Below are 14831 nucleotides of genomic sequence, written 5' to 3' on the forward strand. Positions count from 1 at the left end.
AGTCTAGGGACTACTGGTCCTGGACGAGCCCGAGGACGTTGCCGTCCTGATCGGTGAACGAGGCAACCAGGCGGCCGCCGCCGACATCGCGCGGCGAGTCCTTCACGGTGCCGCCGGCCGCGGTCACCTCGGCCAGCTTCGCCTCGATGTCGTCCACGTGCCAGTAGGCCAGCTGTCCGTCGGGGCTCTGCGGTCCCTGGGGTACCAGACCGATCTGCTGTCCGGCGGTCTCGAAGCCCACGTAGTACGGCGACTCCACCTGCGGCCGGATCCCCAGCAGCGCGGCGTACAGCTCGGTCGCCTTCGCCAGGTCCGACACCGGGTGCAGCACGGTCTTGATTCCCTGCGTCTCGCTCATCATCACTCCAGATCTAGTGGCTTGTTCCTTGACCACCAACCTAGATCCGCACGGTCGGCAAAGCTTCTTGATTCCTGACCGGCTTGTCAGTCAGTCCGTCACTCGGTCAGTCGTGGTCCGGGTCGTCGGTCCAGTTGCCGCGCTCGGAGTTGAAGATCGACTTGCTCGACGTGCCGGCGACCCGGGTGGAGGTCGTGTGGTGGCTCGGGGCCGTGGTGGTGGTCGTGGTGACCTCCGCCGCGGAGTTCATCCCGATCGGGCCCGTACCGTCGTCGTCGGAATCGTCGTCGTCTCCCTGGACGACATCGACACTGGCGGAGGCTCGCAGGCCGGTGCGCTGGATGACTCGCTGGATCGTCAGGTCACGGTCGTCGGGCCGGCTGACGTACTTGATCTCGCGGAAACCCTGGTCCTGCGCGGCCGACTCGAAGACGAAGTGGCCGTAGCCGAACATCCGGCCGATGATCGGTTTCTGCAGCGTGATGTCGAGGATTCGCGCGATCGGCGTCGTCGCGACGGTCTGCGAGAAGACGCCGCGGATCCGCATCACCCGCATGTTGGTGACGACGAACCGATCTCGATGCTGGGTGAGGAACTGCCAGAACGCGTGCCCGACCAGCACCAGCACGATCACCAGCAGGACCGGGGCACCTCGCGACCAGGCGAGCATCACCACCAGTAGCGCGGTCGCCAGGAACACTTCGAGCATCGGCACCGTGAACACCACCCAGTGGTGCCGCACCTCGTCGATGACGACTTCGCCCTCGTCCGAGATCAGATGGCGCCTCACCTTGGGATCGAAGATCCTGAAGAGGCCTATTCCGGCCATCCACTCACTCCCCTGTCCACGCCGCTGTCGGCCCCGTTACAGCTAAGTGTCCCGCACGAATGCTCGATACGGGACACCTGAGCTGAAGGATCAGTTGAACAGCGCGGACAGGAACGTGATCATGCTCCCGAACGCATCGCCGACGGCCGAGAACGCACCTCCTACAGCATCTGCGGCGTTCTCCGGCTGAGTGAACAGATAGAACGCCGCAAAGGCGATGACCAGCCAGATCAGCAGCTTCTTCGGCATGTCACCACTCCTCGTTCGCAACCAACATGGTCGACTGTGTTTGTATCACGGATAGTCACCAACTGTCACTGACTGAACACAGCCCACCGCACAATGCTCACCAGCTTCAAGATCCATTCTGTAACGGATCAGGGGGCACGGCACCCACCGGCGCGCCGCCGTGAGACGAACGAACCCCAGAACCCCGAATCCCCCGGTTACTTGCCCGTTTTCGGATGTGACACAGAGTCGCCAAGTGTGTCAGTGGCAACGAATTCAGCCGTTAGCGGATTGATCGGTTTCCGTCCAGACTCCGGCTAGCCATCGAGGCCCCGGCCCCTACGGGAGCACGAGCCGGCGACGCCGGAGATGGCGCGGCATCAACCCACCACGTCCCACCCGGCCAACTGGCCGACCACTCAGGTGGTCGCACCGCGCGACGTAGGAGAGGCGCGTGGGGGAAACAGCTAGAGGGCGTCCAGGAGTTCGTCGGCTGCGGAGTACGGGTCGGTGTTGCCGTCGGCGACCTTGGCGGCCAGGACGTCCAGGCGGGCGTCGCCGTGGAGGTGGGCGAAGCGGGAGCGCAGGGACGTCATCGCGATCGCCTCGATCTCGTCGCGGGCCCGGGTCCGGCGGCGGTCGGTGAGGACGCCGTTGGTGCGCATCCACGCGAGCCGTTCCTCGATCGCGGTCACCACCTCGTCGACGCCCTCGTTGCGTGAGGCAACTGTTTTGAGGATCGGCGGGACCCACGCGCCGGGCCCGCGCTCGGCCAGCGCGAGCATCGCGCGCAGGTCGCGGGTGACGTTCTGTACGCCGTCGCGGTCGGCCTTGTTGACGACATAGATGTCGCCGACCTCGAGGATTCCCGCCTTGGCCGCCTGGATGCCGTCCCCCATCCCGGGCGCCAGCAAGATGATCGTCGTATCGGCCATACCGGCGATCTCGACCTCCGACTGCCCAACCCCGACCGTCTCCACCAGCACGACATCGAACCCCGCCGCATCAAGCACCCGCAGCGCCTGCGGAGTAGTCCACGCAAGCCCGCCCAGATGCCCACGAGACGCCATCGAGCGGATGAACACCCCGGAGTCGGTCGCGTGATCCTGCATCCGCACCCGATCCCCCAGCAAAGCACCACCGGAGAACGGCGACGACGGATCGACAGCCAGTACGCCGACCCGCTTCCCCGTCGCCCGGTACGCCGACACAAGCGCCGAAGTCGACGTCGACTTACCAACCCCCGGCGACCCGGTGATCCCGATGATGTGCGCCTGCCCAGCATGCGGAGCAAGCGCCGCCATCACCTCACGCAACAGCGGCGACTCGTCCTCCACCAACGAGATAAGCCGCGCGACAGCCCGCGAGTCCCCATCCCGGGCACGCTCCACCAACTCGGCAACCGGGGCAGTCCGTCGCGGCATCAGCATCTCTGTCAGTTCGGGGATAGATCAGACCAAGCTACCTGCAGCCACCCGGCGCTGTCGGTTCAGCTCTGTTGCGGTACTCGGACGATCAGTGCGTCGCCCTGGCCGCCGCCACCACACAGGGCGGCAGCACCGGTACCGCCGCCGCGGCGCTGGAGCTCCAGCGCCAGGTGAAGTACCAAGCGAGCGCCGGACATACCGATCGGGTGGCCGAGGGCGATGGCGCCGCCGTTGACGTTGACCTTGTCGAGGTCGACGTTCAGCTCGCGTGCGCTGGCGATACCGACAGCCGCAAACGCCTCGTTGATCTCGATCAGGTCCAGTGCGCCCGGCTCGATGCCTTCCTTCGAGCAGGCCTTGACGATCGCGTTCGCCGGCTGGCTCTGCAGCGAGGAGTCCGGCCCGGCCACAGAACCGTGCGCACCGATCTCGGCAAGCCAGGTCAGCCCCAGCTCCTCCGCCTTCGCCTTGCTCATCACGACGACCGCGCAGCCACCGTCAGAGATCTGCGACGCCGATCCCGCGGTGATCGTGCCGTCCTTGCCGAACGCCGGCCGCAACCGCGACAGCGTGTCCAGAGTCGTGTCGCCGCGCACACCCTCATCGGTGTCGAAGACAACCGGGTCGCCCTTGCGCTGCGGTACCTCCACCGGCACCACCTCGTCGACGAACACCCCGTTCTTCCAGCTCTCCGCCGCCAGCTGATGCGACCGCGCGCTGAACTGGTCCTGCTCCTCACGAGTCAGCTTCAGCCCGGTCTCGTTCGCCTGGTCGGTCAGCGCACCCATCGCCTGATCGGTGAACGCGTCCCACAGACCGTCGAAGGCCATCGAGTCGACCAGCGTCGTGTCGCCGTACTTGAAGCCCTCGCGCGACTTCGGCAGCAGGTGCGGCGCGTTCGTCATCGACTCCATCCCGCCGGCCACCACCACGTCGTACTCGCCCGCGCGGATCAGCTGGTCGGCCATCGCGATCGCGTTCAGGCCGGACAGGCAGACCTTGTTGATCGTGATCGCCGGCACCGACATCGGGATGCCACCCGCGACGGCGGCCTGGCGAGCGGCGATCTGGCCGGCGCCGGCCTGCAGCACCTGGCCCATGATCACGTACTCGACCTGCTCCGGCGCGACCCCGGCCTTGGCCAGCGCGCCCTTGATCGCGAAGCCGCCGAGCTCGGCGCCGGTGAAGCCCTTGAGGCCACCCAGCAGCCGTCCGATCGGGGTCCGCGCACCGGCGACTATGACAGTTGTGTTCTGTGGGCTGCGAGTGGTGTCAGACATGCATTCCACGATACCTGCGTGCGCACTGGTACGTGCTTGTCGATCGGGTCACACTCGGTTGGAAACAGCACCCCACTAGGTCAATCTGGGCCCATGGACGTCACCGGAACGCAGACCCTGTTCGAGGCGATCGACCACGTCGGCATCGCCGTCGCGGACTTCGACCAGGCGGTCCGGTTCTACGCCGACACCTTCGGCATGACGGTCGCGCACGAGGAGATCAACGAGGACCAGGGCGTCCGCGAGGCGATGCTCTCGGTCGGGGACAGCGGCTCCTCGATCCAGCTGCTCGCGCCGATCTCGCCCGACTCCCCGATCGCCCGCTTCCTGACCCAGCGCGGCCCAGGCATCCAGCAGCTCGCCTACCGGGTCCGCGACATCGACGCCGTCTCGGCCACCCTGCGCGAACGCGGCGCCATCCTCCTGTACGACGAAGCCCGCCGCGGTACTGCGGGATCGCGGGTCAACTTCCTGCACCCGCGCTCCACCGGCGGAGTGCTGATCGAGCTCGTCGAACCGGCCTCCTGAGCGCCGCCGGGTCACCGTCGGCGGACCGTGCGTGACGAAGGACTCGTCGAGCCGCTGGACGGCCGATTCGGTACTAGTCTGGTGGAGTGCTGATCGACAGCGCCCCAGACCCTGACGCACCAAGCGGTAGTCGATCCGGTTTCCAGCATGATGCCTTCGTCTATGCCGACGACGAGGAGTTCGTGCACCGGGCAGCTCCGTTCCTTCGGGACGGCCTGATCGCCGGCGAGGTCGTGCTGGCCGCGCTCCCCGAGGAGCGAATCGCCTTGCTGCGCAAGGAACTCGGCGACCTCGCCGACGAGGTCACCTTCATCGACATCACCGTGGCCGGCCGCAACCCGGCGCGGATCATCCCGCTGTGGGCCGACATCCTGCGCGAGCACGACGGCCGCCCGATCCGCGCGCTCGGCGAACCGGCGTACCCGGGCCGGAGCGCCGCGGAGTACGCCGAGGCCAAGCTTCACGAGGCCTTGCTCAACGTGGCCTTCGAGCATTCCGGGCCGTTCCGGCTGCGCTGTCCGTACTCCGTGACTCTCGGGCTCGATCCAGCGCCCAACCACCCAGCCTTGGCCTGCCAGCCCGCTCGGGACTGGGACGACGTCGCGCTCACGCTGTTCGGGGCGCCGCTGGCCGGAGTACCGGAGACGGCCGAGCAGCGGGAATTCGGGTTGGCCGAGCTCACCGGCGTACGCCGATGGGCGGCCGACCGGGCGCGTTCGTACGGGCTGCCTGCGGATCGGGTGGACGATCTGGCGCTCGCGCTGCACGAGATCTGCACGAACAGCGTGCGCTTCGGGGGCGGCCGCGGGACGCTGTCGCTGTGGACACAGGACCGCTCGCTGGTGCTCGACATCGCCGACCGCGGCCGGATCGGCGACCTGCTGGTCGGGCGAGTGATGCCGCCGACCGACAGCCTCGGCGGGCGAGGCGTCTGGCTCGCGAACCAGCTCTGCGACCTGGTCCAGATCCGCTCCGGCGAGACCGGGACCCAGGTCAGGTTGCACGCCCGGCTCGATTGACATCGAAAGCACTCGGGGCGGTAAGACCACTAAACCCAGTGGACTGGAAAAGTGACGGTCGTCTCAACGGCTGCGACGTGCCTCACAGATGCCTGCCAAAGGGGCATACTCGTCGGTAGATTCTCGCTTTCACAGCGGCTCCACCTACCTGGAGGTACGACGTGAAGGACATCCTCGACGCGATCCTGGCCGGCGACACGCCTGCCGAGGAGTTCGGGCGGCTCGAAGTCCCCGAGCACTATCGCGGGATCACCGTGCACGCCGACGAGGCCGGGATGTTCGAGGGGCTGCCGTCCCGCGAGAAGGATCCGCGCAAGAGCCTGCACCTGGACGACGTGCCGACGCCGGAGCTCGGGCCGGGCGAGGCGCTGATCGCGGTGATGGCGAGCGCGATCAACTACAACACGGTCTGGACGTCGATCTTCGAGCCGGTCTCCACCTTCAGCTTCCTCAAGCGGTACGGGAAGCTGTCGCCGCTGACCGCGCGGCACGATCTGCCGTACCACGTGGTCGGCTCGGACCTGGCCGGCGTCGTCCTGCGTACCGGGCCGGGCGTGAACGCGTGGAAGCCGGGCGACGAGGTCGTCGCGCACTGCCTGTCGGTCGAGCTGGAGTCTCCGGACGGGCACAACGACACGATGCTCGACTCCGAGCAGCGGATCTGGGGTTTCGAGACCAACTTCGGCGGGCTGGCGGAGCTGGCGCTGGTGAAGTCGAACCAGTTGATGCCGAAGGCCGCTCATCTGACCTGGGAGGAGGCCGCGTCGCCGGGGCTGGTGAACAGTACGGCGTACCGGCAGCTGGTGTCGTCGAACGGCGCGAACATGAAGCAGGGCGATGTCGTCCTGGTCTGGGGCGCGTCCGGCGGGTTGGGGTCGTACGCGACGCAGTTCGCACTGAACGGCGGGGCGATCCCGGTCTGTGTCGTGTCGTCGCCGGAGAAGGCGGAGATCTGCCGGGCGATGGGCGCGGAGCTGATCATCGACCGGTCGGCCGAGGGGTACAAGTTCTGGGCCGACGAGCACACCCAGGACCAGAAGGAATGGAAGCGGCTGGGTGCGCGGATCCGCGAGCTGACCGGTGGCGACGATCCGGACATCGTGTTCGAGCATCCGGGGCGGGAGACGTTCGGCGCGTCCGTCTTCGTGGCGCGCAAGGGCGGCAAGATCGTCACCTGCGCGTCGACGTCGGGTTTCATGCACGAGTACGACAACCGGTACCTGTGGATGAACCTGAAGAGCATCATCGGCTCCCACTTCGCCAACTACCGCGAGGCCTGGGAGGCGAACCGGCTGATCGCCAAGGGGATGATCCACCCGACGCTGAGTCGCGCCTATTCGCTCGAGGAGACCGCGCAGGCGGCGTACGACGTCCACCAGAACCTGCACCAGGGCAAGGTCGGCGTCCTCACCCTCGCACCGTCGGAGGGTCTCGGCGTCAAGAACCAGGAACTCCGCGAGAAGCACCTCACCCAGATCAACCGCTTCCGCAACCGCTGACCGACGGTTGTCCACAGCCCTGGTCCACCCGGTTGGCGCTGGGGGGCCACGTTCTGACAGGCTCTGCTGACAGGGGATTTATCCGAGCCGCCAGAAGGGACTCTTTGGGATGGCTGACGAGTCGAGCCTGCCGTTTTTCGATCGTACTGCGACCGCCGCGGGTGGCTTCCCCGTGGGACGTCGCGGCTACGACAAACAGGCGGTGGACGACTATGTCCGCGCGCTGGAGATGCAGCTCGCCGACGCCCGTGGCCGGCTGGAGGAGGCGCAAGCCAACTCCGCTCCCCTGCAGCGCCAGCTCGACGAGGCCAAGCGGCAGCTCGAGGCCAGCGCCAACCCGTCGTACGCCGGACTCGGCGACCGGGCCGCGCAGATCCTGCGGCTCGCCCAGGACCAGGCGTCCGAGGCGCTCGAAGAGGCTCGTCGTGAAGCCGACGAGCTGCGCAGTACGGCCGCCAAGGAGGCCGCCGCGACCCGGTCGACCGGCGAGCGTGAGGCTCAGGACATCCGGACCGTCGCGCTGAACGAGTCCGACAGCATGCGCCGGACCGCCGAAGGCGACGCCGCCGAGATCCGCCGGACCGCCGAGACCGAGGCCGCGGAGGTGCTCGCGGCTGCCCGGCGCAAGGCCGAGACGCTGCAGCTGACCGCCGAGTCCGAGTCGAGCACGATGAAGAACGGCGCGCTGCACGAGGCGGAGAAGATCCGTACCGCGATCCAGCGCGAGTCGGCCGCCCTGCGCGCGCGGCTCGCCGACGAGCGCGAGCAGCAGGCCAAGGAGCTCGCCGACAAGCACTCCAAGATCGCCGCCGACACCGAGAACCTGACCACCCAGATGCGCGAGGCCGCCGAGGCGTCCGAGCGGCGGGTCGCCGAGGCGACGGAGCAGGCGCGCAAGATCCGCGCGGAGGCGGAGGAGTCCGCCGAGCGCACGCTGTCGCGCGCTCGTCGCGAGGCGGAGCAACTGCTCACGACTGCTCGCACCCGCTCCGAGGCCGAGCTGGCCAACGCGGCTGACGAGGCTGAGCGGTCGCGCACGATCGTGGCCCGCGAGACCGAGCGGCTCGCCAAGCGGCGCGACGGGATCCTGGCTCAGATCGCTGGGCTGAACGACATCGCGAGCAACATCGCGCGGCAGGCTGCTGAGCTGGATTCCGAGACGGCCACGCCGTACAGCAACCCGTTCGCGGCTCCGCCGGTGTCGCCTGCTCCGGCTGCACCAGCGGCGACGGCCGGTGGGGCGAGTGGCAGTCCGTTCGGCACACCGGCGTACGACGAGACGCCCGCGACGTACGTCGGCGGTCCCGAAGAGCCGACGGCGACCTACTCCACCGACTCCGCGCCGGCCGCGTTGGAGCCGGAAGAGGCTGAGCTCGGGCGCGGCGGGAACCCCTTCGCGGGTGGCAACCCGTTCGTCGGGTCGCAAGCCGGTAGCGCGCGGGTCGACGAGACGCGGATCGACAGCAGCCTGCGGGTGGACGCGAGCAGCATCGACGAGCTGCGGGCCGCCGAGAAGAAGCCGCTGCGCGACGAGACCCGGATCGACGAGTTCCGGCTCTCCGATCTGAAGTCCAGCTCCTCATCCTCATCCTCAGACAATGACGCCGACGCTGACGCCGACGCCGCGGACCTCGACGACGTGAAGGCGACCGGGGACGGCAAAGCCACGAAGGATGAGAAGTGACGCCTGCCGGCGACCAGGATGCGACAGGCAACGCGGACGGCAAGACTCAAGTAACCGAGATCGAGCGGGCCACCCGCGAAGCGAAGGCCGCCGCGGCCGAGGCCGAAGCGGCGGCTGACGACGCCGAACAGTCCGCCGAGCACTCCGAGACGGCCGCCGAGCAGTCGGAGGACGCCGCCGAGCAAGCCGAAAAAGCTGCCGCAGAAGCGAAAGCGGCGAGTGAGGACGAGCAGAGCCTCGTGGGTGAACTACTGATCGACGAGCGGCACCCGTCGGAGGGCATGGGCGCGCCCGGCCCGCCGCTGCGCCGGTCGAACCCGTTCGTGTTCGGCTTCTTCGCGGTCCTCGGCGGCCTGGTCGCGTACGGGCTGTGGCACGCGCTCGGCCAGGCCAAGTCGGTGCTGATCCTGCTCGTCGTGTCGATGTTCATCGCGGTCGGCCTGAACCCGCTGGTCGAGTGGTTCATGCGCCGCGGGCTCAAGCGCGGCCTGGCGGTCGGCGTCGTCTTCTTGCTGATGATCCTCGCGGTCACCGGCGTCGGCTTCGCGATCGTCCCGGTGGTGACCGACCAGATCGACGGGCTGATCAAGAACGCGCCCGATTGGCTCGACCTGCTGACCAAGTCGAAGACGCTGAACAGCCTCAACGACAAGTACCACTTCATCCAGAAGGCCACCGACTACATCCAGGACCCGGCGCTGGCCCAGAAGGCCTTCGGCGGTGTGCTCGGCGTCGGCAAGGTCGTCGCGAACGCGCTGTTCTCCGCGTTCACGATCCTGATCCTGACCCTGTACTTCCTGGCGTCGCTGCCGACGGTGAAGCGCGCGGCGTACAGCCTGGTCCCGGCCAGCCGCCGGAGCCGGTTCTCGATCCTCGGCGACGAGGTGCTCGGCCGGGTCGGCGGCTACGTCAGCGGCCAGTTCCTGGTCGCGCTCTGCGCCGGCTGCTTCATGTTCATCTTCCTGGAGATCGTCGGCCTCGGCCAGTACGCCGTGGCGCTGGCGATCTGCGTGATGTTCACCGCGTTCATCCCGATGGTCGGCGGCCTGATCGGCGTCGTCCTGGTAGCCCTGATCGGCTTCACCGACGGCCTCTGGGTCGGCGTCGCCTGCCTGGCGTACGGCATCATCTACCAGCAGATCGAGAACTACTTCGTCGCGCCGCGCATCATGCGCCGCGCCGTCAACATCCCCGGCGCCGTCACCGTCATCGCAGCCCTCTTCGGCGGCGCCCTCCTAGGCGTGGTCGGCGCTCTGATGGCAATCCCCACCGCCGCCGCCATCCTCCTGATAGTCCGAGAAGTCTGGGTCCGCAAAGCCGACGCCTCCTAACCCCCGCGGAGGAGCGAGCCACTCACCTTCGCGCGTCGGCCACCCCATAAGCCCGCCCGCTGCCCGCGCCTGCTCCTCCGCCACCCGCTCGTCGCCAAGCCTCCCGCTCCTCCACCACCCGCTCGTCGCCAAGCCGCCCGTCGGTTAGCCGCACACCACCCGGGCTTCCCGCCACAGCCAGATAAGCTTCCCGCCCCCTCGCATGCGCCGGGCTTCATGGCCTCCGCAACCAGCTTGACGAAAGCCAACTGGCTGCGCGCGCACCCGATTTTGGCCTTGGCGCCATTGGAGCAAGGCGGCACATACGAGAGCCACCCCACGCGAAGCACTAGGCAGCGTTGCCCCGAGCCGCCCCACGCGGAGCACACGGCAGCGTCGCCCCACGCGGAGCAGACGGAGCACATGTAGCGTTGCCCCCCGCCCCCCGCCCCACGCGGAGCACGCGGAGCACCCGGAGCACCCGGAGCACCCGGAGCACCCGGAGCACCCGGAGCACGCGGCAGCGTTGCTCCATCCGCCCCACGCGGAGCACCCGGCGGCGTTGCCCCATCCACGCAGATCGGTCTCCAGCCCCCGCACGCGCCGTATTCATGGCCTCCGCAACCCGCTCAAACGAGCGGCCACCTGTCGAGCCCAACCAATCGCCTCGCCACCATCGGGCTGCACACGCGAGCCGCGCGTGTTGCACCGGAATCGGCGACACCCCCGAGTGACGGTGACACGCGGGGACTCCTACGCCCGGTGATGGCATGCGCGGCCGGTTTGTGTGTCGCCTGTGCTGCTGTTCGACTTCGTTCGAGTTCGGGGACACCGAGGTGGGCGCGCGGCGAGGCTGGGGCGGAACGTCGGCCGCTCCTATTTGGCCGACCGTGAATCGAGACAGGAAATCAATACGTGATCGCCCTTGGCTGGCACGGCCCACGCCACTCCCCAGATGCTCCCGAGCCCTCCAGCGCACCCCGCACCGGCCCAGACTGCGAAGGCGTGAGCTTCATACCGGTTGCCGAGCCCGCCGAAGCCGGCCCGACCCCCGACCTCGCAGACCAACGAGCCGACCGGCCCACCACCGCTCTCCCCACAGATCCCAAGTCATCACCCCAACCCCCACCACCAACCCCCTACAGCTAACCCCTCCCCCAGGCAGCACCCGGACCACCCCCCACCCGGGTGCTGCCTCCCTCACGATTGCCCCAATGCCGACGTGGCGGAGAGCACGGCCACCGCTGGCGCCCGACGCGGCGCACGCCCCCTCGACCTCTCACAGGCGTACAAGCTGAGCGACTCCTCGCAGGAAGCACAAGCCGGGGCGACGCCTCCCGCGGAGGACGAGCATGTCTGACACCTTGCCCGGAACACGAAACCGAGGGGGACGCTCGCACGCAGGATGAGCCTGAGCTACCCCTCGCACGGACGACGAGCTCGGACGACGCCTCGCACGAGCCCGCGTTACGCCTCGTCCGGACGACGCTTCGCAGGTAGCGCAAGCCGGACTGACCGCTCGCGCGGAACACGGGCCGGCGCGGCGCCTCGCGCACACGGCGGAGACGCTGGCCGCTTCCACGCGGACCTGGCGTTCATCGATGTAGTCGCCGGTGCGAAAAGCAGCCTGCTTTGCGCACCGTGTGGCCTGCGAGGCTCGGGTGGCTGGTGACTGGTGACTGGTGACTGGTGGCTGGTGGCTGGTGGCTGGTGGCTGGTGGCTGGTGGCTGGTGGCTGGTGGCTGGTGGCTGGTGGCTGGTGGCTGGATGGATTGTGGTGGTGCGGGGTGGGTTAGGTGAGGCGGTGGGTGCCGGTGTGGTCGACGTGGAAGGTGTAGCCGTTGGGGGTGGTCCAGTGGAGTGCTCCGTTGTTGGTGTGGTGGACGGTCCAGCGGCCGTGGGTTTTGACGCGGTGGTGGTACCGCGTTGCGGGGGTGAGGTTGGTAGTACTGGTTTGGCCTGGTGGTCCGTGTGGGTCGTAGGGCTGGATGTGGTCGAGGTCGGTGTGTGGGGTGGTTTCGGTTGTGCTGTAGGGGAATCGTTCGGCGGGCTGGGCGAGTTTGACGCGTTCGCGGATGCGGGTGGGGATTTCGTAGGCGTTGACATCGAGGTGCTGGTTGAGGTCGATGACGGGCTTGAGGATCACCTGCCGGTGGCCGAGGAGTTCTTTGAGCTGTGCGGCGAGGAGTGATCCGTGGTCTTCGATCCGGATGAGGCCGTCGCCGGTGAGTAGTGCCTGGTCGGTGATGTGGGCGTACAAGACGATGCGTCCGGGCCGGGCGGCGCCGGGCCAGGTGCTGCCGGCGGCGTTCTTGATCGTGGCGAGCTTGCTGGCCAGTTGGTGCCGCGAGTACGGGTCGATGGCCGCCCTGGTGTCGGCGGTCGGCGAAACGATCGGGCTTGCGAGTTCCTCGCCGATGCTCGGGTGAGGCGCGTGCCGGTCTGGTTCGTCGTCGAACGCGGGCTCGTCCCAGTCGCTGGGCGGCTGTTCGTTCAGTACTGCGGGCAGCTCCGGCTCGCCTCCGGAGGAGTCGGCGGCGCGTTCTGCGGACGATGCTCGGGCCGGACGCATCTTGTCTCTTGCGGAATCGTCAGCTGGTTGTGCAGCCGATGCTCCGGGCAGCTCCGACTCGTCTGCCAAGTAGTCGTCAAATCGCTGCGCAGCCGATGCACCGGACGGCTCCGACTCGTCCGCGGAATAGTCGTCAACTCGGTGCGCAGCCAACGCACCAGGCAGCTCCGACTCGTCTCCGGAGCAGTCGTCAACTCGCTGCGCAGCACATGCACCAGGCAGCTCCGACTCGTCTCCGGAGCAGTCGTTAGCTCGCTGTGCAGCCGATGCACCAGGCAGCTCCGACTCGTCCGCGGAATAGTCGTTAGCTCGCTGTGCAGCCGATGCACCGGGCAGCTCCGACTCGCCTGCAGAGCAGTCGTTAGCTCGCTGTGCAGCCGATGCTCCGGGCGGCTCCGATTCGTCAGCGGAATAGTCTCTGGCTGGCTTCGCGGTGGATGGTCGGGGTGGGCAGAGGTCATCTCCCGGGGACTTATCTGCAGGCGTGGCGGGCGATGGGCCGGGTGGATTCGGCTCTGCTTCAGATGTGTGGTCAGCGGGGTCGGTGACAGATCCGTCGGGTGGGTCCGGATCGACTTGCGTGGAACTGGCGGTCCGCCGGTCGGCTGGGGCTTTGGGCAGGTGCGGCTTGACCTCCAGCGAGCTGCCGGCTGTCGGGTCCGGTGCGTTGGGTGGGGCGTGCTCGGTGTCGGAGGGGGCGTGGGGTGGCTTCGGGGCGTCGGTTCGGGGTGGGTTCGGCTCGGCTTCGCCGGTGGTGGGATGGGTGGCCAGGTAGCGGGCGGCGTTGAGGAGTTCGTAGGCGGCGAGGGGGTCGGCTAGCCAGCCGAGGGCTTTGGCGCGGCGGTCGTTGAGGGGGTCGGGGTCGCCGAGCTGGCGGAGGGCCCAGGCGACGTCGGTGATGCTGGCGTCGATGGCGATGACGTCTCCGGAGGCGGCTTTGACCCAGATGGTTTTGGTGCCGTCGTCGTCGGAGGGCTGGACCCAGACGCCGCGCTGGCGGGCGTGGTCTTCGGCGGCTTGCCGGGCGGCGGCGGGGTCGGCTTCTTTGACGACGGCGTCGACGATTTTCTGCAGGCGGTAGGCCGAGAGGGTGTCGATGACGGCGACGACGCGTTCGTCGACGAGGGCGGCGGCTTCGGCGGAGAGTTTCAGGCAGGCGCGGGCAACGGCTCTGGCGCGCCAGACGATGGCGTCGCCGTTGAGGGTCTTGGCCCAGATCCGGGGCAGGCGGTGGCGCAGGGCGAGGGCTTCGCCGATGTAGGAAGCGGCGGCGCCGCTGGACATTTTGAGTAGGGCGCCGAGTTCGGCGGGGGCGAACTCGGCGATCGGTGGGCAGCCGTCGCCGCCGTGGACGACGAGGCGTTCACCGCTGTGGTTCGGGGTGGTTCGGTCAGTGGGTGGCAGGGTGGCGTGGAGGTCGGCGAAGTGGAGGGTGGCTTGGAGTTTGCCGAGGGCGGCCTGGTTTTCGGCCGTGTCGTATTCGACGGCCGCGTCGAGGGTCGCGGCGGCGTCGTAGCCGACCCATCCATCATCTTCGAACATGCGTTCGATTCTAGTAGATGAATTGGTTGTCACGAAATCGAGGATGGCTCACTTCCCCTTGTCCACAAGGGTTTCCGGCACCGAGGGGCGGCCGGCATACGGTCCGGAGGTCGCGGCGAGAGGTCGCCTGCCGTGCCCTGGGGGCACGGGTGAGGCGCGGCGCGGTCAGCCGGATGGCCTCGGCAGGGGCGTGGGCTACCGAGGGTCGGGGTAGTTGGTCAGGTCGGTGCGGAGGGCCAGACCGGCGGTGCCTCGGGGGATGTCGCCTGCTGGGTCAGCGCGGACGGCAGGAACCGCAAGTCGGTTTCACGATCTCGGGGACGACGGCGCCCGGTTGCTGCCGAGCAAGCGGGCGCAGCACGCGCGGGTTCAGCAGGCGCAGCACGCGTGGGTTCAGCAGGCGCAGCACGCGTGGGTTCAGCAGGCGCAGCACGCGTGGGTTCAGCAGGCGCAGCACGCGTGGGTTCAGCGGGCGCAGCACTCGCGAAGCAGGCGAGCGGCAGCACGCGCTGCCATGGGTGGGTGGGAGCGCGGAGCGTAGCGGGACGCGTGGGG

Annotated in this window: 12 protein-coding genes; 5 read left to right on the plus strand and 7 right to left on the minus strand. The window is 68.3% G+C overall.

All coding sequences use genetic code 11. The annotated features are described in order from the left end of the window. Nucleotides 1-10 precede the first annotated feature (10 nt). The 5 genes from ABD116_RS01335 to ABD116_RS01355 all read right to left on the minus strand — a co-directional run bounded on the left by ABD116_RS01335 (nt 11) and on the right by ABD116_RS01355 (nt 4122). On the minus strand, nt 11-358 hold the full coding sequence (locus ABD116_RS01335) for a VOC family protein (RefSeq protein WP_343963867.1): 348 nt from the start codon (nt 356-358) through the stop codon (nt 11-13). A 106-nt stretch (nt 359-464) separates the two neighbouring features. Beyond that, a complete protein-coding gene (locus ABD116_RS01340) occupies nt 465-1148 on the minus strand; it encodes a PH domain-containing protein (protein WP_343963869.1) in 684 nt (227 codons plus the stop codon). Nucleotides 1149-1277: 129 nt separating this feature from the next. Then, nucleotides 1278-1436: a hypothetical protein gene (locus ABD116_RS01345; protein WP_343963871.1), complete on the minus strand. Its 159-nt coding sequence runs from the start codon at nt 1434-1436 to the stop codon at nt 1278-1280. A gap of 446 nt (nt 1437-1882) precedes the next feature. Further along, complete coding sequence (gene meaB, locus ABD116_RS01350) at nt 1883-2839, minus strand: methylmalonyl Co-A mutase-associated GTPase MeaB (protein ID WP_343963873.1); 957 nt, start codon at nt 2837-2839, stop codon at nt 1883-1885. A gap of 65 nt (nt 2840-2904) precedes the next feature. Beyond that, entirely contained in the window at nt 2905-4122 is a 1218-nt protein-coding gene (locus tag ABD116_RS01355; RefSeq protein WP_343963875.1) for an acetyl-CoA C-acetyltransferase, read from the minus strand. A 93-nt stretch (nt 4123-4215) separates the two neighbouring features. Between ABD116_RS01355 and mce the strand changes: the two genes are divergently transcribed. From mce to ABD116_RS01380, 5 genes are all read left to right on the plus strand, one after another. Then, entirely contained in the window at nt 4216-4650 is a 435-nt protein-coding gene (gene mce, locus ABD116_RS01360) for a methylmalonyl-CoA epimerase (RefSeq protein ID WP_343963877.1), read from the plus strand. An 86-nt stretch (nt 4651-4736) separates the two neighbouring features. Next, nucleotides 4737-5669, plus strand: a complete 933-nt coding sequence (locus tag ABD116_RS01365) for an anti-sigma factor RsbA family regulatory protein (RefSeq protein ID WP_343963879.1) — start codon at nt 4737-4739, stop codon at nt 5667-5669. A 161-nt stretch (nt 5670-5830) separates the two neighbouring features. Continuing rightward, entirely contained in the window at nt 5831-7168 is a 1338-nt protein-coding gene (gene ccrA / locus ABD116_RS01370; RefSeq protein WP_343963881.1) for a crotonyl-CoA carboxylase/reductase, read from the plus strand. 109 nt (nt 7169-7277) lie between these two features. Further along, nucleotides 7278-8852, plus strand: coding sequence for a coiled-coil domain-containing protein (locus tag ABD116_RS01375; RefSeq protein WP_343963883.1), 1575 nt, complete (start codon nt 7278-7280; stop codon nt 8850-8852). Further along, nucleotides 8849-10183 carry an AI-2E family transporter gene (locus tag ABD116_RS01380; RefSeq protein ID WP_343963885.1) on the plus strand — a complete coding sequence of 445 codons (1335 nt, stop codon included), beginning with the start codon at nt 8849-8851 and terminating at the stop codon, nt 10181-10183. Before ABD116_RS01375 ends, ABD116_RS01380 begins: the two co-directional genes overlap by 4 nt. A gap of 1771 nt (nt 10184-11954) precedes the next feature. Here ABD116_RS01380 and ABD116_RS01385 read toward each other — a convergent pair. Next, the gene (locus ABD116_RS01385; protein WP_343963887.1) at nt 11955-14276 is read right to left on the minus strand and encodes a DUF222 domain-containing protein; all 2322 of its coding nucleotides are present in this window, start codon (nt 14274-14276) and stop codon (nt 11955-11957) included. A gap of 274 nt (nt 14277-14550) precedes the next feature. Then, nucleotides 14551-14757: a hypothetical protein gene (locus tag ABD116_RS01390; protein WP_343963889.1), complete on the minus strand. Its 207-nt coding sequence runs from the start codon at nt 14755-14757 to the stop codon at nt 14551-14553. Nucleotides 14758-14831: the final 74 nt, after the last annotated feature.

Source organism: Kribbella koreensis (assembly GCF_039525325.1).
Taxonomy (GTDB): Bacteria; Actinomycetota; Actinomycetes; order Propionibacteriales; family Kribbellaceae; genus Kribbella; species Kribbella koreensis.